This window comes from Pseudomonas sp. LBUM1663, from assembly GCF_059695905.1.
In genome coordinates, this window is the sequence record NZ_CP166792.1 from 5,786,163 (window position 1) to 5,811,187 (window position 25,025).

Below are 25,025 nucleotides of genomic sequence, written 5' to 3' on the forward strand. Positions count from 1 at the left end.
GCGATAGCGGCTTAATTAACGCCGCACATTTTAAGGCTTCTTCTTACGCGGCCCAGTGTTAAACACCGGCACCTTGCGCACGGGTTTGATCGAAGGCTCCGGCGCCGAAGCATCCCCACTCTCGACCCATTTACCCAGGTTGCGTTTACCGCCACCGGCAGTCTTCGGCTTCTTCGGTTTTTTTGGCTTCTTCACTACCTGACCGCTGGCGTCCGTATCCGGTACCCGATGCTCAGGTTCGAAGTCGTGTTCCATCTGGCGAGGCAATGTCTGACGGGTCAACGTCTCGATGGCCGACAGCAGATTCACTTCATCGGCGCAGACCAGCGAAATCGCCTGCCCGGTTGCACCCGCGCGACCGGTACGACCGATCCGGTGGATGTAGTCCTCCGCCACGATCGGCAGGTCGAAGTTGACCACCAATGGCAGATCTTCGATATCCAGACCACGGGCCGCAACGTCGGTGGCCACAAGAATCTGCACTTCACTGGCCTTGAAACGGTCCAGCGCACGCTGACGGGTTGCCTGCGGTTTGTCGCCGTGGATGCCGTCGGCATTGATGCCCAGGCCCTGGAGTTTTTCCACCAGAGCGTCCACACCATTGCGGGTCTTGGCGAACACCAGCACTTGCTTCCACTTGCCCTTGCGCATCAAGTGAACGAACAGTTCAGGCTTGCGCTTCTTGTCCACCACCACGACCCATTGCTTGACGGTGCTGGCAGCGACGTTGCGCGGGCTGACTTCGATGCTCAGCGGATCGTTGAGCATTTGTCCGGCCAGCAAGCGGATCGCGTCGGAGAACGTCGCGGAGAACAGCAGCGTCTGACGTTGCTTGGGCAGCACGCGGTAGATATTCCCCAGTTCCTCGGAGAAACCCAGATCAAGCATGCGATCGGCTTCGTCCAGAATCAGGGTTTGCAACTGATTGAACTTGAGGGCCTTCTGGCGATACAGGTCGAGCAAACGACCCGGCGTCGCCACCAGCACGTCAACACCCTTGCGCAGCTTCATCATCTGCGGGTTGATGCTGACGCCGCCGTACACCGCGTAAGTGCTCAACGGCAGGTTCTCGGCGTACTGACGCACGGCTTCGTGAACCTGTTCGGCCAGTTCGCGGGTCGGCACCAGGATCAGTGCGCGCACCGAGTTAGACGCCACTTTCGGCCCTTCCATGGCCAGCAATTGCAGGAGCGGCAGCGCGAAGCCAGCGGTCTTGCCGGTGCCGGTCTGGGCGGCGGCCATCAGGTCGCGACCGGCCAGCACCGCCGGAATGGCTTGCGCCTGAACCGGCGTCGGGGTCTGGTAGCCGAGCGTCTCGAGAGAGCGCAGCAAGGGTTCGATCAGGCCAAGGGTGGCGAAAGTCATGGGATTACCGTAGGAAAATTCAGCGCGGGTTTTTCAAAACAAGTGTGCAAAACAAGATGCAATGGCGCGCAGTTTATCCTAATTCACACGGGATTCTGTCGGCACGGCTACAGCGGGCTGAACAGGCGCCCGCCGCCATTGCGGCAATCCGATCAACACCACGGCGCTTATGATCACCAGCATCGCCAGCCCTTCTTCGATCCCGATGGTCTCGCCGACAAACACGATCCCCAGCAACACTGCGACCGCCGGGTTGACGTAGGCATAACTGGTCGCCGCTGCCGGCCGCACGTTTTTCAACAGATACATATAAGCGTTGAAAGCGATGATCGAGCCGAAGAAGGTCAGGTAGGCCAGGGCTGCCCAGCCTTCAATCGGCGGCATGGCTTGCAGATGCTCACCACTCAGCGCACTGCCGATCAGCAGCGCTACACCGCCCACCAGCATTTCCACGGCACTGGCCATGGCGCCTTGGGGCAACGGCAAGTGTTTGCTCCAGACCGAACCGAAGGCCCAGGAAGCCGCCGCGAATATCAGCAATGCCGCTCCCAACGGGCTCGACTGCAGATTGGAACCGAGGTTGAGCATGGCGATGCCGATCAGCCCGAGCACAATCCCGGCCCATTCGAGACGAGTATTACGCGCCCCCCAGAAATAGCCGCAGAGCAAGGTAAACAGCGGCACCGTCGCCACCGCGAGCGCAGCAACCCCGGAGGCGACCCCCGTGTGTTCAGCCACGCTGACCGCGCCGTTACCGCACGTCAGCAGCAAGATCCCAATGATCCCCGCGGCTTTCCACTGCGTCCAGGTCGGTGCCGGTGCCCCGCGCCAGCGCAGGAAGGCGTACATCAAACTCCCTGCGATGACAAAGCGAATACCGGCGAGCAGCAAGGGCGGCCAGTATTCCACGCCGATACGGATCACCAGGTAAGTCGAGCCCCAAATCACGTACAACGCAAAAAAGGCGGCGATCAACGGCAAGGGAAAACGACGTAAGCCAGGCATGGGCAGCTCGATGACAGGACAATGTGAACCGCTATTTTAGAAAGGCCAACGGCGAAAAATAAGTTACAAAACCTGTTTATAGCGCCGGTACACTTTTCAAAACACGGAGATTGGCGCTATAAGCCATGTTTTCGAAAGTCAGCCAATTTTCAGGAATACGACGATGGATAAATACGACCGCATGCTCCTCAGCGCCCTGCTGGAAAACGGTCGTGCGTCCTACGCCGACCTGGCGCGCAAGGTCAACCTGTCCGCGCCGGCCGTGGCCGAGCGCGTGGCCAAACTCGAAGCCAGTGGGGTCATCACCGGTTACCAGGCCAAAGTCGACATGGCCAAGCTTGGATTGCCGATCCAGTGCGTGATCGAACTGCGCCTGAACCAGCATGGCAACCAGAAGGCCTACGACGACCTGATCAAAATCCCACAACTGACGGAGTGCCACCGGGTGACGGGTGATCCGTGCGTGATCATGCAAGCGGCGGTAGGTTCGATGCCGGAGCTGGAAGAGTTGATCAACCGAATCGCCAAGTTCGGGTTCAGCAAGACCTCGATTGTGCTGTCGAGCGCCATCGAAAAGCGCGTGCCGTTGGGGCAACTGGAAGGCAATGGAAAGCTTTGATACGACACGCCCCCTGTAGGAGCCGGCTTGCTGGCGATTGCGGTTCGTCTTCAACATTGATGTCGACTGATACACCGCTATCGCCAGCAAGCCGGCTCCTACAGTGGGATTGTGGTGTGTCAGTCAGAACCCGCGATGGCGCTTGAGGTGTTCGTTGATCTTCGCCGCCGGCACCTTCTGCAAGCTCACCAGCAGATCATGGGACAACTCGCGCAGCCCGTGCTTCTGATGCAGTTCCTGAACCAGATGCTCCGTCAGGTTGGCCGCCATTTCGGCATCGGCCATGGCCCGGTGAGCCTTGCCGGTGTTGGGCAGGCTGGCGAAGGTGGTGAGGGTGCCGAGCTTGTGGTTCGGCGCGGCGGGCATCAGGCGGCGGGCGAGTAGCAGCGAGCAGGCGAAGTTTTGCAGGCGGGTGCGCTTGATGCGGCCGAGTTCGAAGTCCCAGAACTTCTGGTCGAACGCGGCGTTGTGCGCCAGCAGCGGCGTGATGCCGACGAACTCGTTGACCTCGTTCATCACCTGTTCGGCTGAGGGCGCGGTGCGCAGCATGGCGTTGCTGATGCCGGTGAGTTGTTCGATGAAGGCCGGGACGCGCACGCCGGCGTTCATCAGGCTCTGGTAACGCTCGACGATGCGCCCCTGTTCAAGGATCACCACGGCAATTTCCGTGGCCCGGCAGCTGCTGCTCGGGGAGATCCCGGTGGTTTCAAAGTCGATGACTGCTATGCGTTCCAAACCTGTTTCAACTCCGTAAAAATCAATTTTTGAGCAGCAACGCGCCTTCGATCGGCACGTAGCGGCTGGCGGCGCGGATCAGCGAGTTAGCCGTCAGGCCCGGCACGCCGTAGGCCACGGCTTGCACGCCATGCTTGGTGATGATGCGGTCCAGCAGCATGTCGAAATCACCGTCGCCGGAGGCCAGCACCACTTCATCGACATGATCGGAGGCGTCCATGATGTCCAGGGTGATGCCCACGTCCCAGTCGCCCTTGGCCGAGCCGTCGCTGCGCTGGATGTAGGGCTTGAGCTTCACGATGAAGCCGAGGTTGCGCAGGATCTGCTGGAATTGCTGCTGTTTGCTGTCGCCGCGATCGATCGCATAGGCATAAGCCTCAACGATCTCGCCCTGTTTGCTGATATCAGCCCACAACGCGGCGTAGTTGAAGTGGCAACCATAGGCCTGACGCACGGTGTAATAGAGGTTTTGAACGTCGGCGAACACTGCGATTTTTTTCACCGTGCATCCTCTTTGGCGCAGTCGCGCGCAGGCTGGGTCAGGCACCAGGCCCGAAAAGTGGCCCAGTATGCCAGCCTGAAGGATTGTTCCGCGAATAATCGGCCCGAAGCATCTTGGAGCCTCGGACGAATGGCAACCTGTGGCGAGGGAGCTTGCTCCCGCTGGGTCGCGCAGCGGCCCCAAAGAAGGATTGCTGCGCAGCCCAGCGGGAGCAAGCTCCCTCGCCACGGGTTCAGTGTTACACCTGTAACGTTGAATCAGACGAAGGAATCGTCGTCGCCGCCAAAGAACGATGAACTGTCATCGCTGTAGTCGGCGTCGGTGAAGCCGCCCTGATCGTTGGCGTTGTTGTCCGCCACGCGCTGGTCGTCGCCCCAGCCATTGCCGCTATCGCTCTGATCGCTGACCTGGGCCGGCTCTTCCTTGATGACTTCGACGACTTCCTGAGGTTGCTGATTGCTGTGGAACAGGCTGCTGATGCCTTGCGCCAGCATCACGCCACCGGCCACACCGGCGGCGGTTTTCAGTGCGCCACCAAGGAAACCACCACCAATCCCAGGGGCTTGCTGCTGCGGCGCGTAATTCTGCTGCGGCGCTGCGGCACCGAAGTTCTGTTGCTGTGGCGGCTGCGAATTGAACGACGGCCGCCCCGGCTCACGCCACCCACCATTGGAGGACGGCGCGCTTTGCGTCGGTGCAGGCTGCGGATCACGGGAACCGCCGCCAAAGATGCTCGACAGGAAACCACCGCTGGCAGGCGCCGACGGCTGAGCCTTGGCCGATTGCAGTTCGGCCTGCAATTGCTGCACCTGCTGTGCGAGTTGCTTGTTCTGCGCGTCGAGGCTTTTGAGGGCCGCTTCCTGAACCAGAATCGCCTGGGTCATGAAATAGCCTGCCGCGGGTTGGCGAGTCAGGTGCTCCTTGATCCGCGCCTCAGCCTGGGCGTCGCGTGGGGCTGAGTCCGTTTCGGCCTGTTGCAGCCGGGAAAACAGTCCATCGATCAGGGTTTGTTCTTCGCTGTTCATGGCGACCTCGTAGATTGCCGGGAATATCGTCGCCCTCATCCACTGTGGATAAGGTGCTCTCCAGTAATGGGGCTGATACAGGATGTTTCAATGACCTTTACCGAACGTTTACGTTTGCGTCCCAAAGGGCTTCATCGGTTAAAGTGGGCCACTGCTTTCAACCTGCGATACCGACTGATGAATTCGTTCGATGTACTGCGTGACTCTCTGTATTTCTTCAAGCGCAATCTGGGCCAGATCGTGCGCCTGTGCCTGCCGCTGGTGATCTTCGAAGCGCTGCTGCAACAAGTGGTTGATCGCTCCACTGAGCCGGACAGCTTTCCCGGTATCAGCGTGATGGTCGGCTTGCTGGTCTATCCGCTGTACACCGCCGCGCTGATCCTGTTTCTCGATGCCCGCAGCCGTGGCGAATCACCGAGCACCCGCGAGTTGCTGTCGAGGTCGGCCTACCTGTGGCCGCGCTTCGCCCTGCTCACTGCTCTCAATACCTTGCTGATCCTGATCGGCTTGTCGCTGATCCTGCCGGGCATCTGGCTGATGGTGACCCTGGCCTTTGGCGAATATCTGCTGGTGCTGCGCGGCTTGGCCCCGTTGGCGGCGATGAAGGAAAGCCTGCGCCTGACCCGCGGCCATTTCCTGCGAATCCTGGTGTGCATCCTGTGTGTGATGGGCCCGTTGTGGGTGCTCAAGGGCTCGACCCTTGCGATTTACCCGGAGCCGCAGAACCCGGTGATTTTGCTTCTGATCGACAGCGCGCACAGCTTCCTGCAACTGTTCACCAGCGTGGTGGTGTTCCGGTTGTTCATGCTGATTGCCGATGCCCCCGAGAAAATTGACGGGGAGCTATGACCCATGTGCTTAAGCCCGACGCTCGGTTATGCTCGGGCTCATCTTTTGTAACGCTATAAGCCGAGCCATGACCCGTCTACTGCGCTACACCCTGCTGGGCCTGCTGATCGTGGCGGGCCTGACTGCCTTGCTGATCTACAGCCTGACCTGGCGTCCCGAAGCCAAAGAAGCAGCACCGATCGGCTGCAGCACTCAGGCGCCCACGCTGGTACCCGGCCAGGCGCTGAAAGTCATGACCTGGAATGTCCAGTACCTGGCCGGCAAGCGCTACGTGTTCTGGAATGACCTGGCGAAAGGCGACGACGAAAGCCCCACTGCCGAAGACATGGCCTTCAGCCTCGATGAGGTGGCGCGGGTGATTCGCGACGAGCAACCGGACATTGTGCTGTTGCAGGAACTGGATGACGGCGCCAAGGCCAGCGATTACCAGAACCAGTTCAAGTTACTCCAGGAACGGGTCGCCGACCTTTATCCGTGCAGCGCTCACGCCTTCGACTGGAAAGCCGATTTTGTGCCGCTGCCGCACATCTTCGGCAGCGTCGGCCGGCAACTGGCAACGCTCAGCCGATACCAGATCGAACACGCCGAACGCCTGCAATTGCCGGTCGCGTCGGCCAACATCATCAGCCGTCAGTTCAAACCGAAAAACGCCTTGCTGACGACTTACCTGCCGCTGAGCGACGGCGGGCAGATCGCGGTGCTCAATACCCATCTGGACCGCGTCAGCCAACCTGATGAAACCCTGCTGGCCCAAGTGACGGCTGTGGCCAAGGTGCTCGACAAATATGAGAGCCGTGGCACCCCATGGTTGATCGGTGGCGACTTCAACCTGTTGCCGCTGGGCCAGTATCGACGCCTGCCCGACGAACAACGCACGCCCTACTCCGTCGACAGTGCCTTGCATGTGCTGTGGGACAAATACCCGATGATCCCGACCAACAACGAAGCCAGCGGGATCGACCGGGCGCGGTGGCTGACCCACTACCCGAATGATCCAGGCCTGAACGGCCCGGACCGAACGGTTGATTACCTGTTCTACAGCCCGCGGATCAAACGGGTCGAGGCCATGGTGAGGCAGGACGATACCTTGCGGATCTCCGATCATTTGCCGGTGATTGCAAGGTTTCTCCTACCGGCAGCCCCCTAACTCCGGTTAAACACAAAACCTGTGGGAGCGAGCCTGCTCGCGATGGCGTAGTGTCAGTCGACATCATTGTTGAATGATCAATCGCAATCGCGAGCAGGCTCGCTCCCACAGGGGATTTGGGCATAACGGGAAATCGGGTCAATGCACCTCCTCCAAGTCGTCATGCAGTAACCCGAAAATCCTGCGCTTCATGTCGATAAACGAACGCTCCATGACCATATCCAGGGTCCGTGGGCGTTCGATCGGCACATCCAGAATCTGCTTGATCCGCCCAGGCCGGGCGCCCATGACATAGACCCGATCCCCCAACAGAATCGCCTCGTCGATGTCGTGGGTCACGAACAGCACGGTCTTCTTGCTGTTACCCCAGACCCGCAACAACAGTTGCTGCATTTGCAGGCGCGTCTGGCTGTCGAGGGCGCCGAAGGGTTCATCCATCAGCAGGATCTGCGGGTCGTTGGCCAACGCCCGGGCGATTGCCACTCGCTGCATCATGCCGCCGGACAACTGCTTGGCGTAGTTGTCGGCGAACCCGGTGAGGCCAACCTCATTGACGTAGTAATCGACGATCTCCATGCGCTGAGCGGCCGCCATGCCCCGCCGCTTGAGGCCGAACTCGACGTTCTGCCGCACGGTCAGCCACGGGAACAGCGTATAGCTCTGGAACACCATGCCGCGATCCGCACCCGGCCCTTGCACTTGCTGGCCGCCGACGTAGATTTCGCCTTCCGTGGGCTCGTTCAGGCCAGCCGTGAGGTACAGCAAACTCGACTTGCCGCAGCCCGACGGCCCCACCAGCACGGCGAATTGTTGATCCGGCACTTCGAACGACACCTGCTCCAGCGCGGTGAACATACCGCCGTCAGGTTTCTGATAACGCAGGCTGACCTTGTCCACTTGCAGCCGTGGTGCGGCTTGCACCGGGGCGGCCGTGGGTGTGATGAAACGCGGGTTGACGGCGCTTACTGAGCCCATGCGGCGATCCTCAGACGGAGAAAACGGAACAGTTGATCGGTGACCAGGCCCAGCAGGCCGATGATCGCGATGGCCAGGAAAATCACATCCACTTGAAAGCCACGCATGGCTTTCAGGCTCAAGTAACCCAGGCCACTGGAAGCGGCCACCAGCTCGGCGACCACCAGATAAGTCCAGGCCCAGCCCATGGTCACGCGCAGTGTGTCGAGCACGCCTGGCAATGACGCCGGGGCGATCACATGCAGCACCGCATCGCGGCGGGTCGAGCCCAAGGTGTAGGACGCGTTGATCAGGTCCTTGGAGATGCCCTTGGACACGTCCGCGATCATCACCAGTTGCTGGAAAAACACGCCGAAGATGATCACCGACACCCGCTGCTCCAGACCGATACCGATCCACAGAATGAACAGTGGCACGAACGAGGTCACCGGCAGGTAACGGATGAAATTGACCATCGGCTCAAGGAAGGCCTGGACGATGCGGAAGCTGCCCATCAGCAACCCCAGCGGCACCGCCACCAGCGACGAGACAATGAAACCGACCATCACCACTTCGAGACTGGCCCAGACGTGAAGGCCCAGGGTGCCGTCTCGGCTCAGGCGCACGGCGGCTTCGGCCACCGCGCCCGGTGTCGGCAGGAACATGCCCGGCACCACGCCACCGTAAGACAACCCGGCCCACAGGCCGATCAACAACACCCAGGCCAGGCCGCTCGCGCTCCAGATCACCTGCACCGGCAATCCGGTCTTGGGCGTGATGCAGCGGCTCAGCCATGAATTGCGCTTGAACATGCGAACCTCCTACAGCGGGCTGACGAAGCGGTTGTCGATCAGGTCGTCATTGCTGACGTTGTAGGGTTTGCCCTGCAATTCGCTGGCGGTTTCGTTGGCCAATTTGATCAGTGGCTCGCTGTCGCCCGGCTTACCCGGAGAACCGAGGAGTTTTTCGCTCATGGCTTGATCGTAGAAGCGCACGCCTTGCGCGGCGGCGGCCAGCTCCTTCGGATCGGCGAGGTAACCGCCGACGCCTTTGGCCATGATTTTGTAAGCTTCTTGCGGATGGTCCTTGGTGTACTGCACGGCTTTGTAGAGGCCGGCGACCAACGCCTTGACGTCTTCCGGTTGCTTCTCGATGACGGTGCAGTTGAGTGCGACCACATCGACAATCACCCCCGGCGTGCTGCTGCTGTCGATCAGCACTTTGCCTTGTTGCTTGCTGCGGACCATCGACAGGTGCGGCTCCCAGGTCACGGCGGCCGGCACACGACCGGCGATGAACGCGGTGGCAGCATCGTCCGCCGTCATGTTTTGCACGGTGATATCGCTCATGCTCATGCCGTGCTTTTTCAGCAGGTACGACAGCCAGAACTGCGAGGTCGACCCTTCGTTCACCGCCACCGCTTTGCCTTTGAGCTCTTGCAGACTCTTGATGTCCTTGCCCACGAGCACGCCGTCGCCACCATGGCTGTCATCCAGTGCGGCGACGGCCTTGAAGCAGAATTGCGGACGGTACTTGAGCACTTCGTCGATGGTCGACGCCGAGCCCGACAACTCGCCCGAGGCCTGGGCGGCCATGTACATCGAGGCTTCTTCGACGACGGGCAATTCGACGGTCAAACCGCCTTCCTTGAAGTAGCCCAGGTCTTGGGCGAGATAGAGGGTGCCGTAGCCGACCCAAGTGGTGTGGCCAATGGACAGGGTGCCGGCCTGGGCGCTGGTGGCGACCGTGGCGGCGATGGCGGTGATCGCCAGTGGATGAGCGACGCGGTTAAGCAAGGACTTGATCATGGAGCACTCCCAAAGCTGTTGATTTAGTTTTGTCATGGGCAGTACGGCCAGTGGCCTTGGATCAGTTGCCACCGGTGGTCTCTGATGGACCTTTCGGTGGTCAGCATTCGGCTGACTGGCGAAGTCGATGTTGGACCAGGGGCGGGGATAGGAAAATCAGGAAATATGTCGTTGGGAGTGATGAAAAAACTGGGTAGCGTGCGCCGTAAAAGGGCGAGGTTGGCGGGGGTGCACGGGGTGGGTGCAAAAGCTGAGAGGTGTGTTGAATGAACGAAAGCAATCGCGGGCAAGCCCGCTCCCACAGGTTATGTGTCGAGCCTTAATCTTGAGGCCGACACAAATCCCTGTGGGAGCGGGCTTGCCCGCGATAAGGTCCGAAGGACCTTCCGACAATGTCAGAGCCGGCCGTATTCCTGAGCCGTCCGATCAACCGCTTTCAGGGTCTTGCCAACCAGCTCATCGATTTCCTCACGGCTGGCAATCAACGCCGGCGCCATGATCATCCGCCCCAGCGTCGAGCGAATGATCACCCCTTCCTCAAAGCCAATCGTGCGGCAACGCCAGGCGATGTCGTTCTCGTTGGCAAAGCGCTTGCGGCTGCTTTTGTCCTCCGCCAATTGCAACGCCGCCACCATGCCGACACCCTGGATATCGCCCACCAACGGGTGATTGCCGAACACCTCGCGCAAGCACTGTTGCAGGTAAGGCCCGATGTCATCCTTGACCCGCGCCACCACCCCTTCATCGCGCAAAGCTGTGAGGTTGGCAATCGCCACCGCTGCCGCCACCGGGTGCCCGGAGTAAGTCAAACCGTGGGCAAACACCCCGCCCTGTTCCACCAATACCTGAGCCATTTTCTTCGACAGGATCAACCCGCCCATGGGGATGTAACCCGAGGTCAAACCCTTGGCAATCGACAGCGTGTCCGGCTCAAAACCGAAGTGCTCATGAGCGAACCATTCGCCGGTACGACCGAAGCCGCCGATCACTTCGTCGGCGCACAACAGCACGTCGTACTTGCGGCAGATCCGCTGAATTTCCGGCCAGTAACTTTCCGGCGGAAAGATCATTCCGCCCGCGCCCTGGAACGGTTCGGCAATAAACCCGGCGACCTTGTCCGCGCCCAGTTCGAGAATCTTCGCTTCCAGTTGCTGCGCCGCCCGCAGGCCGAATTCGGCCGGGGTCAGATTGCCCTCGTGGGCGAAAAAGTACGGTTCGTCGATGTGTTCGATGTCGGGAATCATGCCGCCCATTTCGTGCATGAATTTCATGCCACCGAGCGCCGTCGCTGCCAGGGTCGAGCCGTGGTAACCGTTCCAGCGGCCGATCATGATTTTCTTCTCGGGCTTGCCGAGAATCGTCCAGTAACGCCGCACGGTACGGATCAGCACCTCGTTGGCTTCGGAGCCCGAGTTGGTGTAGATCGCGTGGCTGTAGTGCCCCGGCAACAGGCTGAACAGCAGCTCCGAGAGTTCGATCACCTGCGGGTGGGTGGTGTGGAAAAACATGTTGTAGTACGGCAGTTGCTCAAGCTGTCGGGTCGCCGCGGCCGCCAGGTCCTTGCGCCCGTAACCGAGGTTGGTGCACCACAACCCGGACATGCCGTCGAGGTAACGCCGACCATCGTTGTCCCACAGGTGCAGGCGCTCGCCACGGACCATCACTCGCGGCCCTTCGTCGTTGAGCGCTTTTTGATCGACAAACGCGTGGATGTGGTGCGCAGCGTCGGCGGCCTGGTAGTCGCGGGTTTCACGTGGTGTGGTCATCGCCAGTTCTCCGTTTTGTTATGAGCGGCTGTTATGCGCGCAGCTGAAACCAGGTGGTCTTCAACTGGGTGTATTTATCGAATGAGTGCAGCGACAGGTCGCGGCCGAAACCGGATTGTTTACCGCCGCCAAAAGGCACGGTCACGTCGAGCGCATCGACGCTGTTGACCGACACCGTGCCCGCTCGCAATTGCCGCGCCACTCGGTGGGCGCGGTTGAGGTCGTCTGTCCACAGCGAGGCGGCCAAGCCGTAGACGCTGTCGTTGGCCAGTTGCAAGGCGTGCGCCTCGTCGTCGAACGCGGTGACCGCCAACACCGGGCCGAACACTTCCTCGCGAAACAGCGGCATGTCCGGGCTCACACCGGTAAAAATCGTCGGCTGAATGAAGTTGTCGGAGCCGTTGAAAATCGACTGCCGACCGCCGCATACCTTGGTCGCGCCGAGGCGTTCGGCCTGCTGGATGAACTTCATGATGCGCGCGGTCTGACGGCTGTCGACGATCGCCCCGGCGCTGCTCGACGGGTCCAGCGGATCACCCGGCTGCCAGCGCTCGGCCTGCACGTTCAGGCGCTCGACGAAATCGTCATGAATCGAGCGCTGCACCAGCAACCGGGAGTTGGCCGAGCACACTTCACCCTGATTGAAGAAGATGCCGAACGCGGATTTCTCGGCGGCCAGGTCCAAGTCCTGGCAATCGGCGAACACCAGATTGGCGCTCTTGCCGCCGCACTCTAGCCACACCTGTTTCAGGTTCGATTGCGCGGAATACTGCATGAAATATTTGCCGACTTCGGTCGAGCCGGTGAACACCAGGCAATCGACGTCCGGGTGCAAACCGAGGGCTTTGCCGGTCTGCTCGCCGAGGCCCGGCAGCACGTTCAGCACGCCCGGCGGCAAACCCGCCTCCAGCGCCAGCTCGGCCAGACGCAACGCGGAGAACGGTGACTGCTCGGCAGGTTTTAGGATCACCGAATTGCCTGCGGCCAAGGCTGGCGCGAGTTTCCACGCGGCCATGTCCAGCGGGAAATTCCACGGCACCACGGCGGCGACCACGCCCAGCGCTTCGCGGGTAATGGTCGCCAGCACGTTTTGCGCACTGGGGGCGATCTGATCGTAGAGTTTGTCGAGGCTTTCGGCGTACCAGCGAAACACCCCGGCGGCGCCCGGCACGTCAATGTTGTAGGCGTCCATCACGGGCTTGCCCATGTTCAGCGAGTCGAGCAGCGCCAGTTCTTCGCGGTGGGCCATGATCAGATCCGCCAGACGCAGCAACACGTGCTTGCGCTCGCTCGGCGAACGCGCCGACCAGGTGCCGGCCTCGAATACCCGCCGCGCATTGCGTACCGCCGCGTCCACCTCTTCATCACCGCAAGCGGTCATGTTCGCCAGGCGCTGGCCAGTGGCGGGGTTGATCGCTGTGAAAGTCTGACCCGACTGCGCCGAACGGGGTTTGCCGTCGATCAGGGCCTGATCGGGAAACCGCAGCGCGGCGGCTTTGTTTTGCCAATATGCAAGCTCGAACACGTTCAGATGCTCCAAGGGCTTTTCTTGTGTCTGGATGGTGGCCCAGGCCCGAGTCCAGTAAAAATAGTAAAAATGTCTTCGCAGACCATGAAAAAACTGGGCAGCCAATCTCCCCGGTGGCGCGGTATGTGGTTATTGTTCAAACACAACAACACCGTCGTCAGAACGGATGCAGTCGGCGCAAAAATTGCCTGGATGTCGAGTCCATCCACCCCGAGGTTTGCCGTGGCTGCCTACAACCTGCGTCAATTGAAGTACTTCATTACCACCGTCGAATGCGGCAGCGTCGCCGAGGCGTCGCGCAAGCTGTATATCGCGCAGCCGGCGATTTCCACGGCGATCAAAGGCCTGGAAGACAGCTTCGGCGTGCAACTGCTGATCCGTCATCACGCCCAGGGCGTGTCCCTGACACCGAGCGGCGCGCGTTTCTATCGCAAGGCCCAGGAACTGCTGCGCATGGCCAAGGAGTTCGAACAGAACGCCCTCGCCGACAACGATGTGGTGGCCGGGCAAATCGATATCGGTTGCTTCGAAACGGTCGCACCGCTGTACCTGCCGCAACTGATTGCCGGTTTCTCGGCGCTGTACCCGGGGGTGAAAATCCGCATCCGCGATGGCGAGCAGCAAGAGCTGGTACAAGGCCTGACGTCCGGCACCTTCGATCTGGCGATCCTGTATGAGCACGAACTCGACGCCACCATTCAGACCGAACCGCTGATGCCGGCGCAGCGGCCTTATGCGTTGCTGCCGGCGGACCATCGCTTCGCCCAGCTCAAGCAAGTGTCGCTGCGGGATCTGTGCCTGGAGCCGATGATTCTGCTGGACGTGCAACCGAGCCGGACCTACTTCGTCAGCCTGTTCGAAGAACTGAACCTGTCGCCGAACATTGCCTTCAGCTCACCGTCGATCGAGATGGTGCGGGGGATGGTTGGGCAAGGGTTTGGTTTCTCGATACTGGTGACGCGACCGCATTCGGAATGCACCTACGACGGCCAGAAAGTGGTGTGCGTGGATATTGTCGAAGAGGTCACTGGTTCAGGATTGGTGGCAGCGTGGTTGAAGCGCGGACAACTGACCAAACCGGCGCAGTTGTTTGCGGATTACTGCCGCGAGCAGCTCACCGCGAAGGCCACAACAAAAAACTGAGTCAAGCGAAATCCCTGTGGCGAGGGAGCTTGCTCCCGCTCGACTGCGCAGCAGTCGCAACACCACGGCATGCGGTGTATCTGATACACCTAGGTATTCGATTATGGGGCCGCTTCGCGGCCCAACGGGAGCAAGCTCCCTCGCCACAGGCAAGCCCCTCGCCACAGGTTTTGTGTTCGGCATTAGGGATTATTTACGCGGTTTGATCCGCGCCGTCGCCTCAGCCACCAACGGATCATCCGGCCAGTAATGCTTCGGATACCGTCCCTTCAAATCCTTCTTCACCTCGGCGTAGGTACTGCGCCAGAAGTTCGCCAAGTCCTGCGTCACCTGCACCGGTCGCCGCGCCGGGGACAGCAGATGCAACTTCACCACTTGCCGTCCCCCGGCAATGCGCGGGGTATCGGACAGGCCGAACAGCTCCTGCAATCGCACCGCCAGAATCGGCGGCTGCTCGCTGTAGTCCAGACGAATCGAAGAACCCGACGGCACACTCAGGTGATGCGGCGCCAGCTCATCCAGCCGTTGCGGCAGCGGCCAGGGCAGTAGGTTATGGACGATGCTCGACAGGTCGAGGTTGGCGAAATGACTGAGGCGCGAGACTTTGCCCAGGTACGGCATCAACCAATGTTCGAGAGTCTTGAGCAGGGCGGCATCGCTGACATCCGGCCATTCACTCTCGCCCTTGCCGCCGAGGTCCAGCTGTCGCAGCAACGCCACGCGCGCCTGCCACTGACGTAGCTCCGGGGTCCACGGCAACAGTTCCAGCCCCTTGCGGCGTACCAGATTGACCAGCGCCTGGCTGCGAGCGGTCTCGTCGAGGCCGGTCAGCGGTTCACGGCTGAGGATCAATTCACCGACCTTGCGCTGACGCTCGGCGCGCAACACGCCTTCGCGCTCATCCCAATCCAGTTGATCGACCACGCGCACTTGCTCGGCCAGCACCGAATCGAACAACGCCGGATCAAAATCCGCCGCCAGATAAATCCGTTCCTCGCGCTGCCCCTGACGACTGCCCAGATCCGCAATCACCAACCACGCTTGCTTCATCAGACTGTCCGCTTCAGCGAACAACGCCGCACGGCCGTTGGCCAGGCGATATTCAGCGCCACCGGCGCGACGTTGCTGCGCGACACGGTCTGGATAGGCCAACGCCAACAGGGCGCCGAGCCAACGCGGATGATCCGGATCGCTGACCGGCTCCGACGTTTTGCCGCGCAGGTAACCGCGATACTGCCGCGCCAGTTGCCGGGCACGTTGAACGCCACCCTGAGCACCGCGAGCAGCGCGCTCTTCGCCGGACAACAACACCAATCGGCTGTGCAGATCCGCTCCGGCGCCACGCAAGATGTCCCGCTCGCCAAGCAAGGCCGCGACATCGCAGGCCATGTTGGCCAAACCGAGCGCCTGCCCGCGCAACAACAAATGGGCGATGCGCGGATGGGCCGGCAGCTCGGCCATGGCCTGACCGTGACGGGTCAGCGCTTCGCCGTCCAATGCACCCAGGCGATCAAGCAAATCCTGAGCCTGTGCATAAGCGGCGGCGGGCGGCACGTCGAGCCACACCAATTGCGTCGGTGTCACGCCCCAGCGCCCGAGCTGCAAGGCCAGACCGGCGAGGTCCGCCGAGAGAATCTCCGCGCTGGCATAGGCCGCCAATTGCTCGTGCTGATCCTGCGACCACAACCGATAACACACGCCCGGCTCCAGGCGCCCTGCCCGGCCGGCGCGTTGAGTGGCGCTGGCTTTGGAAATTCGTTGGGTGTCGAGCCGGGTCATGCCGCTGCCCGGATCGAAACGCGGCACCCGCGCCAATCCGGCATCGATCACCACGCGCACGCCGTCGATGGTCAGGCTGGTCTCGGCGATGTTGGTCGCCAGCACCACTTTGCGCTTGCCCGTTGGGGCCGGATCGATCGCGGCGCGTTGCGCCGCCAAGTCCAGTTCACCGTGCAACGGGCAGAGCAAAACCTGTGGACTCTCGCCCAAAGCATCCGCCAATTGTTGATGCACGCGACGGATTTCCGCCTGCCCCGGCAGGAACACCAGCACGCTGCCGGTCTCATCATTCAAGGCTTCGAGAATCGTCTGCACCAGACGCGGCTCAATGAATTCGCCGGGCTGGAACGGCCGACCCCAGCGCATCGCCACCGGGTACATGCGGCCTTCACTGCGCAGGATCGGCGCGTCATCAAGCAACCCGGCCAGGCGTTCGCCCTCCAGGGTTGCAGACATCAAAAGAATCTTCAGCGGTTGATCGTCGCGGAACAACTCCCGGCCATTCAGGCTCAGGGCCAATGCCAGGTCCGCGTCGAGACTGCGCTCGTGGAATTCGTCGAAGATCAGCAGGCCAACGCCGTCGAGTGCAGGGTCATCCTGCAAGCGTCGAGTGAGAATGCCTTCAGTGACCACTTCGATCCGCGTATTGGGGCCGACTTTGCTGTCCAGCCGGATCCGGTAACCGACGGTTTCACCGACCTTCTCGCCCAGCTCACTGGCCAGACGCTCAGCCGCCGCCCGCGCCGCCAAACGGCGCGGCTCAAGCATCAGAATGGTCTGCCCGGCCAGCCACGGCTCGTTGAGCAAGGCCAGCGGAACCCGGGTAGTCTTACCGGCGCCGGGCGGTGCTTCGAGCACGGCTTCGTGGCGTGTAGCCAAGGCTTCACGCAGGGCGGGTAAAACTTCATCAATCGGCAAAGAAATCATGCTGGCTCCAAAACAGAGCGGCGAGTATAACGGCGAACTGCCTGGCGTTCGTCGCGGTCCTAATTCATATCGACAACGCTTCGTTTACCAGATGACTCAGGAGATTTCCCATGCGTGTTCCCTTTCGCCTGATTGGCGGTGTTTTGGTCGCCACCCTGCTCACCCAGGTGACGGCTTGCGGATCGATTTTCTACCCCGACCGTCGGGGGCAGATTGACGGCAAGATCGACCCGGCCATCGCCGCGCTGGATGCCGTGGGCCTGCTGTTCTACATCATCCCTGGCCTGATCGCGTTTGCCGTCGACTTCGCCACCGGGGCGATTTACTTCGAGCCCGGCCACACCGCCCAGGTGGCTCCGGAAAAACTCAAGGAAGCGATCGGCGCCGACGGCAAAGTTGATAACCATAAGTTGCAGACTATTCTCGAAACCGAGTTGGGTCGCAGCTTCCCTCTGGATGACCCACGCCTGATTCAACACAAAGGCAGCACTCAGCAACTGGCCATGTTCGGCCTGCAACCTGCCGCGTAACCCGTGCATTTAAAGGAATAGCCGCACCTATGATCTCCAGCTCCGAACACGCCCGCCTGCTGCGGCTGGCGACCCGTGCCTCAGTGGCGGTGGCGTGTACGCTGATCGTCGCCAAAGCCATCGCCTGGTGGTTGAGCGGTTCGGTGAGCATGCTCGCCGGATTGACCGACTCGGCGCTCGACGGCGTCACCTCCCTGCTCAATCTGCTGGCGGTGCATTACGCCTTGCGTCCGGCCGATGACGATCACCGTTACGGGCATGGCAAGGCCGAGTCGCTGGCGGGCATGGCTCAAGCGCTGTTCATTGGCGGCAGTGCGGTGCTGATTTCTTTGCAGGCGATCGAGCGGCTGAAACATCCGGAACCGGTGGGCGCGCCGTGGATCAGCATCGGGGTCATTGTGTTCTCCCTGGCGCTGACCCTGGCGTTGCTGATGTTGCAACATCGGGTGGTCAAGGCCACGGGCTCCAACGCGGTGCGCGCCGACTCCCTGCACTACCGCTCGGACATGTTGCTCAATGGCAGCATTCTGCTGGCGCTGGTGTTGGCCGGGTTTGGCTGGCATCAGGTCGACCCCTGGTTCGGTCTGGGAATCGCTGCGTACATTTTCTGGAGCGCCATTCAGATCGCCCGGGAAAGTTTTACGGTGCTGATGGATGAGGAATTGCCGCCGGATGTCAGCCAGCACATGCTCGAACTGGCCTGCGGCGTTCCGGGGGTTTTGGGCGCGCATGACCTTCGCACGCGAATTTCCGGCAACCAGTGGTTCGTGCAGCTGCACCTGGAATTGCCAGGGGACCTGACCCTCTCAGTCGCCCACGGCATCAGCGATCAAGCCGCTGATGCGATTCACGCCGCCTACCCGCGAGCCGAAGTGCTGGTGCACGCCGACCCGCAGGAAGTGGTGCTGGCCGCCAAGGCTCAGAAAGAAACCTGATAGCCGCGACTGCTCAGGCAGTTGCCCTGGGCCTGACGGTAGGCTTGTACCACCGACGGGTCTGGCTGGTAGGTGGCCGTCCGCGGATTGAAGCCACTTTGCTGCACCGCGTATTGATAACACTCGTAACCGTCCTGGTTGACCTGCTCCGGTGACTGGCCGTTGGCCGGATAGGCCTCCACGTCGTAACTGTTGCTGACCGGCTGCGGCTGCGACTGCATTTGCACCGGCGGTTCGACCACTACGTAATCCTGGGTGTTTTCCTGATAGGCGTAATACGAACCGGCCGCCAGGAACAGCAGCGCCCCGCCGATCCACACTTCACGTGCGTAGTCAGGCAAGTAGCTGACCCGAATTCCGCGTGGCGGTTGAACCACCACATAACGCGGGCCTTGCGGGCGGTACCAGTAGCCGCCGGAATAGAAATAATCCCGACCACCATAAGGCACGCGGTAGTCACGGTCCGGGAAGCGGTCGATCACATGACCCGGGCGATATTGCGGGCCGGGGCCCCAGCCATTACCGTGCCCATCCGGACGACCCGCCCAATGGCGATCATCGGGACGCGGACCGTTGTTCTGCCATTGCTGGTTGTAATTGTTGCGCTGGGGGTTGTCCTGATAATAACCACGCTGTGGCTGCTGGGTCTGGCGCACCGTGTCGGGGCGACCCTGGATCGGCAGGTCATTGGCCGGCAGCTGCGGCGGTGGTGGCGGTGATCGAACCGGATTGTTGTAGTTGGGCTGCTGACGGTTCTGCCACTGGCCGTTGTTCTGATTCTGGCCGTTGTGTTCGAACTGGCGGCTGTTGTCGCCACGAATGATGTCGTTGTTCTGCGGGTGCGGCTGATTATTGCCGCCATGCCCCTGATTGTTGCCCTGCTGGCCGTCCGATCCTCGTTGCCCGCCATCGGGACCACGGTTTTGCTGATCATCGGCCAGCGATTGCGCAGTGACACTGACACACAGCAAACCAACACCGGCCAAACGCCAGATGCGCGACTTCATGCTTTTCCTCACTGCGGGTTAGGGCCTGTACGTAAGACTGGGAAAGTACAGGGCGGTTCTGCAACAGGTTATCAGTCGCGCAACTTATTTATTGAGGGCTGGGCTTAAATTGAAGGCAAAAGAAAAGGGAGACCCGTCGGCCTCCCTTTGAGAACTTCGTCCGTGCTCGACGCTTATGACGTCGGCTCACCTCACGCCGTCTTCTGGACAGTGTGTAGCTCGGGGGCCGGCACATCCCCGGTGGGGGTGGCGACCGCCACTGGCCTGATTGGGCGAGCGGCTGTGGACTGTTTGTCCGAGCAGTGATTCTGGTGATAAGAATAGGCCGCAGGCGCCGGCAGAGGATTGCGAAGATTGCTCAATTAAACATCACTTGCGCAATTTTTAACCCTGGATAGATAATCTGCCGCAATAGTTATGACAAAGGCCTGATTGATGAGCAAACTCGACCGATACGACTTGAGCATTTTGGCGGAATTGCAGCGCGATGCGCGCATCTCCAACCAGGAGCTGGCCGAACGCATCGGCCTGTCGCCTTCGCCTTGCTCACGCCGGGTCAAGCAACTGGAAGACGACGGCTACATCACCCGCCAGGTGGCGCTGCTCGACCGCAAGATGCTCGGTTTGAGCCTCACGGCTTACGTGCTGATCGGCATGGACCGACACACGCCGGAGCGTTTCGAAAACTTTGAAGCCGCGATTCGCACCTTGCCGCAGGTACTGGAATGCAGTCTGGTCACGGGGATGGATGCGGACTATCAGCTTAAAGTCGTCGTGCCGGACATGGATCACTATCAGAAACTGCTGCTGGGGCATTTGACCCGGATTGAAGGGGTGACGAGTGTGCGGTCGAGTTTTGTGTTGAACCAAGTGCTGAACAGCACTGAGCTGCCGTTGACTCATCTGCGTAGCTGATTGTGGCGAGGGAGCTTGCTCCCGCTCGGCTGCGAAGCAGGCGCAAACCGGTGGACGCGGTGTGCCTTGCTGAACTCAATCGCGTTTTTGGAGGGCCGCTTCGCGCCCCAGCGGGAGCAAGCTCCCTCGCCACAGTGCGACACACTGCCGCAGGTCAATCCTCCAGCACTCTCCCATGCCGTATACTCCAGCGCCTTTTAGCCCCGCCCGCGCTGGAGATATTCAATGGATCCTGCCGTATTCGAAGAGTGGATGATGACCGGACTGGTCAGCATCCTGATCATTTTCATGGGTTTCATCGTCTGGGATCTGGCTAAAAAATCCAAGGCCGGACGCTTTGGCTCGTTCATCCTGTTCTTCGTGCTGGGTCTGGGCGTGGCTGCGTTCGTGATCAAAAGCGTAGTGATCGGCCTGATCGAATCCGGCACGTTATAACCGCGCCGGCACTTCCTTCCACTGGCCCTGATCGAGCCCTTTGATCGTCCAGTCGCCAATCCTGACCCGCACCAGCCGCAATGTCGGCAAGCCGACGGCCGCGGTCATGCGCCGTACCTGACGGTTGCGCCCCTCGCGAATGACCAACTCCAGCCAGCTGGTCGGCACGCTTTTGCGAAAGCGCACCGGCGGGTTGCGTGGCCACAGCTCTGGCTCCTCCAGTTGCCGTGCCTCGGCGGGCAAGGTCATGCCGTCATTCAGTTCGACGCCGTCACGCAATCGCTGCAACTGCTCAGCGCTCGGTTCGCCCTCCACCTGCACCCAGTAAGTCTTCGCCAGCTTGTGTTTCGGGTCGGCGATTCGCGCTTGCAGCTGGCCATCGTTGGTCAGCAGCAATAATCCCTCGCTGTCGCGGTCCAGCCGTCCTGCCGGATAGATCCCCGGAATCTCGATGTAATCCTTGAGTGTCGCCCGCCCTCCTTCGTCGCTGAACTGGGTCAGCACATCGAAGGGTTTGTTGAACAGGATCAGCTTCGGCTCGGCTGGCGGCGCTTTGGCGACACGGCGCGGAGCTGGGGAGGATGGCACAGGCTTCGCGCCAGGGCGGCGAGAAACGGGACGTTGTGGACGGGACATGGGAAAGAGGAGCATCTAACGGTCAGGGCTGCCAATGCTAGTGCCCTGACCGTCAAATGACCATCACGAATCAGCGGAACGGAGGTTCGTCGAAGCTGCGCAGTTTGCGCGAGTGCAGCGAGTTGAGTTCGGTGCGCAACAGATCCACCGCTTCGATGCCGATCTTCAAGTGCTGGCTGACCGCGCGTTCATAGAAGGCGTTGGCCGAACCCGGCAGCTTGATTTCGCTGTGCAGCGGTTTGTCCGACACACAAAGCAACGTGCCATAGGGCACCCGCAGGCGGTAGCCTTGGGCCGCGATGGTGCCGCTTTCCATGTCCACCGCCACGGCACGGGACAAGTTGATCAGCGGACGCTCCTGCGCCCAGCGCAATTCCCAGTTACGGTCGTCGTAAGTCAGCACGGTGCCGGTGCGCAGGCGTTTCTTCAGCTCGTCGCCCTTTTCGCCGGTGATGTTGGCGGCCGCTTGCTGCAAGGCCATCTGCACTTCGGCCAGGGCCGGAATCGGAATGTTCGGCGGCACCACCCGGTCGAGAATCCCGTCACGACGCATGTAGGCGTGAGCCAGCACGTAATCGCCAATGGTCTGCGACTGACGCAAGCCGCCGCAGTGGCCGATCATCAACCAGCAATGTGGACGCAGCACCGCCAAATGGTCGGTGATGTTCTTGGCGTTGGACGGGCCGACACCGATGTTCACCAAAGTCACGCCATGGCCATCGCTGGCAATCAGGTGATAGGCCGGCATCTGATAGCGATGCCAAACCACGCCCGCAGCAATCGCCGAGGCTTCGCCGTGGTCCATGCTCTTTTCGATGATCACGTTGCCGGGCAATACCATGCGCACGAAACGCGGGTCGCTGCGCAACTGCTCCAGGCCATGGACGATGAATTGGTCAACGTAACGGTGGTAGTTGGTCAGCAGAATCCACGGCTGCACATGACGCCAGTCACTGCCGGTGTAATGCACCAGACGGCGCAGCGAGAAATCGACCCGCGCGGCATCGAACAGGGCCAGTGGCAGCGGATCGGTGTTTTCCCAATCGTACAGACCATCGGCAATGCCGTCGGTCGCGGCCGACAGGTCGGTACTCGGAAACACCCGCGCCAGCACGGCAGCAGTGACACCGGAGCCGGCCAGTTCATCGCCCTGCTCGACCACGTAGGGATAAGGAATGTTTTGCTGGCTGATGCCGACTTCGACGGTCACGGTGAAGTCGTGCATCAACGGAACGAGTTGTTCCAGCAGGTATTTACGGAACGCCGCCGGATGGGTGACGGTAACGCTGTAGGTTCCGGGCAACTGAACCTTGGCGTAAGCGCGCGTGGTCTGTGGGACTTCGCCCTGGCAGTGGTAGGTCAGACGCAGCTCGGGATAACGAAACATCGCACGCTGTTCAGCGTCCGGCTCGACTCGGTCCTTGAGATAACGCTTGAGCGCCTGGTTCAGCGCGGTGGTTGCACGATTGTGCAAGAGCGCAAGCCGGTCCACGGCTTGCTCGGCGGTTTGAACGACAATAAAAGCTTCGGTCACGATCAGCATCCTGTGTTCTGACTTGCAGAGCTTCATCTTGCCTGCATCGCTGCCAGACGGAAACAGTGGCGTGCTGATACGCAATTTGCTCAGTTCGCCAAAGATCAATTGTGGGAGCGGGCTTGCTCGCGAATACGCCGTGTCAGGCGATAGAGATGTCGACTGAAACACCGCGTTCGCGAGCAAGCCCGCTCCCACAAGGGTTCTTTGTTGTTTATAGGAGCGGAGTCGAGCGGGCCACAATCGCTTCAACATCCAGCCCACGCGGCAACGCGCCATACACCCGACCGGCCGAACCTAGGCGGCTGGCGATAAAGGCATCGCTGACCGCCGAGTTCCCGGCCTCCAGCAATAACTTGGCCTGAAGCCCCAACGCGATGCCTTCAGTCAGCTGCCGCGCGCGGTATTGAATGTCGCTGGTGTCCTTGAACGCCGTTTGCAACTGGCTGATGTGCGCAGACAGGCGCTTATCGCCATGGCCATCGCCCAGCTCGCTGAACAGCACATCGAGCACACCCGGTTCCTTCGACAATGCGCGCAACACATCCAGGCATTGCACGTTGCCGGAACCCTCCCACGTCGAATTGACCGGTGCCTCACGGTACAGACGCGGGAGGATGCTTTCCTCGACATAGCCCGCACCGCCCATGCATTCGGCGGCTTCGTTGATCATTGCGGGCGCGCGCTTGCAGATCCAGTACTTGCCCACCGCCGTCACCAGTCGGGCAAATTTGGCTTCATGGCTGTCATCCAGATGATCCAGCGCCTTGCCCATGCGCAGGCTCAAGGCCAGGGCCGCTTCGCTTTCCAGCGCCAGATCGGCGAGTACGTTCTGCATCAACGGCTGTTCGCTGAGCAACTTGCCACCGACGCTGCGGTGAGCGCAGTGATGGCTGGCCTGAGTCAGCGCCTGACGCATCAGCGAGCTGGAACCAACCATGCAATCGAAGCGGGTCATGGCAACCATTTCGATGATGGTCGGAACACCGCGTCCTTCTTCGCCGACCATCCATGCCAGCGCGCCACGGAACTCCACTTCGCTGGAGGCGTTAGAGCAATTGCCGAGTTTGTTCTTGAGGCGCTGGATGTAGAACTGATTGCGCGTGTCGTCCGGGCGATGGCGTGGCAGCAGGAAACAGGTCAAGCCCTTGTCCGTCTGCGCCAGCGTCAGGAAGGCATCGCACATCGGCGCGGAACAGAACCACTTGTGCCCCACCAACTCATAGGCCTGGCCCGGGCCGGGGGCGCCAACCGGGTACGCCTTGGTGGTGTTGGCCCGCACGTCGGTGCCGCCCTGCTTCTCGGTCATCGCCATGCCGATGGTGACGCCGGCCTTGTGGGCCATGCCGACATTGCGCGGGTCGTATTCGTTCGAGAGGATTTTCGGCAGCCACTGCTCGGCCAGATCCGGTTGCAGGCGCATCGCCGGGACGCTGGCGAACGTCATCGTCAGCGGGCAACCGCTGCCGGCTTCGGCCTGGCTGTGCAGGTACGACATGGACGCGCGAGCCACATGGGCGCCGGACTGCGGATGCGCCCAGGGCAACGAGGTCAAACCGTGTTCGACCGCCGTGCGCATCAGCTCGTGATACGCCGGGTGAAATTCCACCAGGTCGATGCGATGGCCGTAACGGTCATGGCTGACGAACACCGGTTTGTTCTGATTGGCCAGGAACCCTGCTTCCATCAGCGGCCCGCCAGCCAGTGCGCCATACGCGTCAATCCGCGACTCGGCCCAACCGGCCCCGAAACGCCGCGACCACTCCTGCAAAGGCAGGTCGATACGGTAGAGGTTGGTGCCGTCCAGCGACGGTGGCTGGTTGGTGACTTCGTGGGTTTCGGCGAACTGATGCAGGTTCATGACGGGGCTCCTTTGGTCAG

23 protein-coding genes are annotated in these 25,025 nt (G+C 61.0%); 8 read left to right on the forward strand and 15 right to left on the reverse strand.

Translation table 11 applies throughout. The features are described 5' to 3' along the window. Positions 1–30: 30 nt before the first annotated feature. Positions 31–1,365: an RNA helicase RhlE1 gene (gene rhlE1 / locus ACA075_RS26505; protein ID WP_497296219.1), complete on the reverse strand. Its 1,335-nt coding sequence runs from the start codon at positions 1,363–1,365 to the stop codon at positions 31–33. A gap of 78 nt (positions 1,366–1,443) precedes the next feature. Continuing rightward, positions 1,444–2,370: a drug/metabolite exporter YedA gene (gene yedA / locus ACA075_RS26510; protein ID WP_497296220.1), complete on the reverse strand. Its 927-nt coding sequence runs from the start codon at positions 2,368–2,370 to the stop codon at positions 1,444–1,446. Between the two features lie 163 nt (positions 2,371–2,533). Here yedA and ACA075_RS26515 point away from each other — a divergent pair, with 163 nt between their 5' ends. Next, entirely contained in the window at positions 2,534–2,989 is a 456-nt protein-coding gene (locus ACA075_RS26515; RefSeq protein WP_219096053.1) for an Lrp/AsnC family transcriptional regulator, read from the forward strand. A gap of 123 nt (positions 2,990–3,112) precedes the next feature. Here ACA075_RS26515 and ACA075_RS26520 read toward each other — a convergent pair whose 3' ends face one another. The 3 genes from ACA075_RS26520 to ACA075_RS26530 all read right to left on the reverse strand — a co-directional run bounded on the left by ACA075_RS26520 (position 3,113) and on the right by ACA075_RS26530 (position 5,251). Continuing rightward, positions 3,113–3,724 (reverse strand): 3'-5' exonuclease, encoded by a 612-nt coding sequence (locus ACA075_RS26520; RefSeq protein WP_497296221.1) that lies wholly within the window; start codon positions 3,722–3,724, stop codon positions 3,113–3,115. Positions 3,725–3,746: 22 nt separating this feature from the next. Beyond that, positions 3,747–4,226 carry a LabA-like NYN domain-containing protein gene (locus tag ACA075_RS26525; protein ID WP_497296222.1) on the reverse strand — a complete coding sequence of 160 codons (480 nt, stop codon included), beginning with the start codon at positions 4,224–4,226 and terminating at the stop codon, positions 3,747–3,749. A 257-nt stretch (positions 4,227–4,483) separates the two neighbouring features. Then, complete coding sequence (locus tag ACA075_RS26530) at positions 4,484–5,251, reverse strand: DUF2076 domain-containing protein (RefSeq protein ID WP_497296223.1); 768 nt, start codon at positions 5,249–5,251, stop codon at positions 4,484–4,486. Positions 5,252–5,428: 177 nt separating this feature from the next. Here ACA075_RS26530 and ACA075_RS26535 point away from each other — a divergent pair, with 177 nt between their 5' ends. After that, positions 5,429–6,100 carry a hypothetical protein gene (locus ACA075_RS26535; protein WP_497296224.1) on the forward strand — a complete coding sequence of 224 codons (672 nt, stop codon included), beginning with the start codon at positions 5,429–5,431 and terminating at the stop codon, positions 6,098–6,100. 67 nt (positions 6,101–6,167) lie between these two features. Next, positions 6,168–7,247, forward strand: coding sequence for an endonuclease/exonuclease/phosphatase family protein (locus ACA075_RS26540; protein WP_497296225.1), 1,080 nt, complete (start codon positions 6,168–6,170; stop codon positions 7,245–7,247). Positions 7,248–7,385: 138 nt separating this feature from the next. Here the strand turns inward: ACA075_RS26540 and ACA075_RS26545 are convergent, their stop codons facing one another. From ACA075_RS26545 to ACA075_RS26565, 5 genes are all read right to left on the reverse strand, one after another. Further along, on the reverse strand, positions 7,386–8,222 hold the full coding sequence (locus ACA075_RS26545) for an ABC transporter ATP-binding protein (protein ID WP_497296226.1): 837 nt from the start codon (positions 8,220–8,222) through the stop codon (positions 7,386–7,388). Beyond that, complete coding sequence (locus ACA075_RS26550) at positions 8,210–9,013, reverse strand: ABC transporter permease (RefSeq protein WP_010467403.1); 804 nt, start codon at positions 9,011–9,013, stop codon at positions 8,210–8,212. The genes ACA075_RS26545 and ACA075_RS26550 overlap by 13 nt, the downstream gene beginning before the upstream one ends. Before the next feature lie 9 nt (positions 9,014–9,022). Continuing rightward, positions 9,023–10,009: an ABC transporter substrate-binding protein gene (locus ACA075_RS26555; RefSeq protein ID WP_497296227.1), complete on the reverse strand. Its 987-nt coding sequence runs from the start codon at positions 10,007–10,009 to the stop codon at positions 9,023–9,025. Positions 10,010–10,404: 395 nt separating this feature from the next. Beyond that, positions 10,405–11,775 (reverse strand): aspartate aminotransferase family protein, encoded by a 1,371-nt coding sequence (locus ACA075_RS26560; protein WP_497296228.1) that lies wholly within the window; start codon positions 11,773–11,775, stop codon positions 10,405–10,407. Positions 11,776–11,806: 31 nt separating this feature from the next. Next, entirely contained in the window at positions 11,807–13,300 is a 1,494-nt protein-coding gene (locus tag ACA075_RS26565) for an aldehyde dehydrogenase (protein ID WP_497296229.1), read from the reverse strand. A gap of 225 nt (positions 13,301–13,525) precedes the next feature. On the opposite strand from ACA075_RS26565, the gene ACA075_RS26570 reads away from it, so the two are divergent. Then, on the forward strand, positions 13,526–14,446 hold the full coding sequence (locus tag ACA075_RS26570) for a LysR substrate-binding domain-containing protein (protein WP_497299341.1): 921 nt from the start codon (positions 13,526–13,528) through the stop codon (positions 14,444–14,446). A gap of 189 nt (positions 14,447–14,635) precedes the next feature. On the opposite strand, the gene hrpB is transcribed toward ACA075_RS26570, so the two are convergent. After that, positions 14,636–17,152 carry an ATP-dependent helicase HrpB gene (hrpB, locus tag ACA075_RS26575; RefSeq protein WP_497296230.1) on the reverse strand — a complete coding sequence of 839 codons (2,517 nt, stop codon included), beginning with the start codon at positions 17,150–17,152 and terminating at the stop codon, positions 14,636–14,638. Between the two features lie 110 nt (positions 17,153–17,262). On the opposite strand from hrpB, the gene pmcY reads away from it, so the two are divergent. Both pmcY and ACA075_RS26585 read left to right on the forward strand, forming a co-directional pair. Then, positions 17,263–17,682 (forward strand): periplasmic Zn2+ metallochaperone PmcY, encoded by a 420-nt coding sequence (gene pmcY / locus ACA075_RS26580; RefSeq protein WP_094470498.1) that lies wholly within the window; start codon positions 17,263–17,265, stop codon positions 17,680–17,682. Positions 17,683–17,711: 29 nt separating this feature from the next. Then, positions 17,712–18,617 (forward strand): cation diffusion facilitator family transporter, encoded by a 906-nt coding sequence (locus ACA075_RS26585; protein WP_497296231.1) that lies wholly within the window; start codon positions 17,712–17,714, stop codon positions 18,615–18,617. Here ACA075_RS26585 and ACA075_RS26590 read toward each other — a convergent pair. Then, the gene (locus ACA075_RS26590; protein WP_497296232.1) at positions 18,602–19,624 is read right to left on the reverse strand and encodes a DUF6515 family protein; all 1,023 of its coding nucleotides are present in this window, start codon (positions 19,622–19,624) and stop codon (positions 18,602–18,604) included. The two genes, ACA075_RS26585 and ACA075_RS26590, sit on opposite strands and share 16 nt — an antisense overlap. A gap of 435 nt (positions 19,625–20,059) precedes the next feature. Between ACA075_RS26590 and ACA075_RS26595 the strand changes: the two genes are divergently transcribed. Together ACA075_RS26595 and ACA075_RS26600 are read left to right on the forward strand one after the other, a co-directional pair. Continuing rightward, complete coding sequence (locus ACA075_RS26595) at positions 20,060–20,539, forward strand: Lrp/AsnC family transcriptional regulator (RefSeq protein WP_007894448.1); 480 nt, start codon at positions 20,060–20,062, stop codon at positions 20,537–20,539. Positions 20,540–20,764: 225 nt separating this feature from the next. After that, positions 20,765–20,974, forward strand: coding sequence for a DUF2788 domain-containing protein (locus tag ACA075_RS26600; RefSeq protein ID WP_007937369.1), 210 nt, complete (start codon positions 20,765–20,767; stop codon positions 20,972–20,974). Here ACA075_RS26600 and ACA075_RS26605 read toward each other — a convergent pair. The 3 genes from ACA075_RS26605 to ACA075_RS26615 all read right to left on the reverse strand — a co-directional run bounded on the left by ACA075_RS26605 (position 20,969) and on the right by ACA075_RS26615 (position 25,005). After that, positions 20,969–21,610: a pseudouridine synthase gene (locus tag ACA075_RS26605; protein ID WP_497296233.1), complete on the reverse strand. Its 642-nt coding sequence runs from the start codon at positions 21,608–21,610 to the stop codon at positions 20,969–20,971. The genes ACA075_RS26600 and ACA075_RS26605 overlap by 6 nt on opposite strands. Positions 21,611–21,680: 70 nt before the next feature. Continuing rightward, positions 21,681–23,180, reverse strand: a complete 1,500-nt coding sequence (gene amn, locus ACA075_RS26610) for an AMP nucleosidase (RefSeq protein ID WP_169858286.1) — start codon at positions 23,178–23,180, stop codon at positions 21,681–21,683. Between the two features lie 178 nt (positions 23,181–23,358). Then, the gene (locus ACA075_RS26615) at positions 23,359–25,005 is read right to left on the reverse strand and encodes an acyl-CoA dehydrogenase family protein (RefSeq protein WP_497296234.1); all 1,647 of its coding nucleotides are present in this window, start codon (positions 25,003–25,005) and stop codon (positions 23,359–23,361) included. Positions 25,006–25,025: the final 20 nt, after the last annotated feature.

Coding starts and splice junctions, on each gene's coding strand:
- ACA075_RS26535 (WP_497296224.1), top strand. CDS start 5,429: ATGAATTCGTTCGATGTACTGCGTGACTCTCTGTATTTCTTCAAGCGC.
- ACA075_RS26585 (WP_497296231.1), top strand. CDS start 17,712: ATGATCTCCAGCTCCGAACACGCCCGCCTGCTGCGGCTGGCGACCCGT.
- ACA075_RS26605 (WP_497296233.1), bottom strand. CDS start 21,610: ATGTCCCGTCCACAACGTCCCGTTTCTCGCCGCCCTGGCGCGAAGCCT.
- yedA (WP_497296220.1), bottom strand. CDS start 2,370: ATGCCTGGCTTACGTCGTTTTCCCTTGCCGTTGATCGCCGCCTTTTTT.
- ACA075_RS26515 (WP_219096053.1), top strand. CDS start 2,534: ATGGATAAATACGACCGCATGCTCCTCAGCGCCCTGCTGGAAAACGGT.
- ACA075_RS26540 (WP_497296225.1), top strand. CDS start 6,168: ATGACCCGTCTACTGCGCTACACCCTGCTGGGCCTGCTGATCGTGGCG.
- pmcY (WP_094470498.1), top strand. CDS start 17,263: ATGCGTGTTCCCTTTCGCCTGATTGGCGGTGTTTTGGTCGCCACCCTG.
- ACA075_RS26545 (WP_497296226.1), bottom strand. CDS start 8,222: ATGGGCTCAGTAAGCGCCGTCAACCCGCGTTTCATCACACCCACGGCC.
- ACA075_RS26555 (WP_497296227.1), bottom strand. CDS start 10,009: ATGATCAAGTCCTTGCTTAACCGCGTCGCTCATCCACTGGCGATCACC.
- amn (WP_169858286.1), bottom strand. CDS start 23,180: ATGAAGCTCTGCAAGTCAGAACACAGGATGCTGATCGTGACCGAAGCT.
- rhlE1 (WP_497296219.1), bottom strand. CDS start 1,365: ATGACTTTCGCCACCCTTGGCCTGATCGAACCCTTGCTGCGCTCTCTC.
- ACA075_RS26590 (WP_497296232.1), bottom strand. CDS start 19,624: ATGAAGTCGCGCATCTGGCGTTTGGCCGGTGTTGGTTTGCTGTGTGTC.
- ACA075_RS26600 (WP_007937369.1), top strand. CDS start 20,765: ATGGATCCTGCCGTATTCGAAGAGTGGATGATGACCGGACTGGTCAGC.
- ACA075_RS26615 (WP_497296234.1), bottom strand. CDS start 25,005: ATGAACCTGCATCAGTTCGCCGAAACCCACGAAGTCACCAACCAGCCA.
- ACA075_RS26530 (WP_497296223.1), bottom strand. CDS start 5,251: ATGAACAGCGAAGAACAAACCCTGATCGATGGACTGTTTTCCCGGCTG.
- ACA075_RS26595 (WP_007894448.1), top strand. CDS start 20,060: ATGAGCAAACTCGACCGATACGACTTGAGCATTTTGGCGGAATTGCAG.
- ACA075_RS26560 (WP_497296228.1), bottom strand. CDS start 11,775: ATGACCACACCACGTGAAACCCGCGACTACCAGGCCGCCGACGCTGCG.
- ACA075_RS26550 (WP_010467403.1), bottom strand. CDS start 9,013: ATGTTCAAGCGCAATTCATGGCTGAGCCGCTGCATCACGCCCAAGACC.
- hrpB (WP_497296230.1), bottom strand. CDS start 17,152: ATGATTTCTTTGCCGATTGATGAAGTTTTACCCGCCCTGCGTGAAGCC.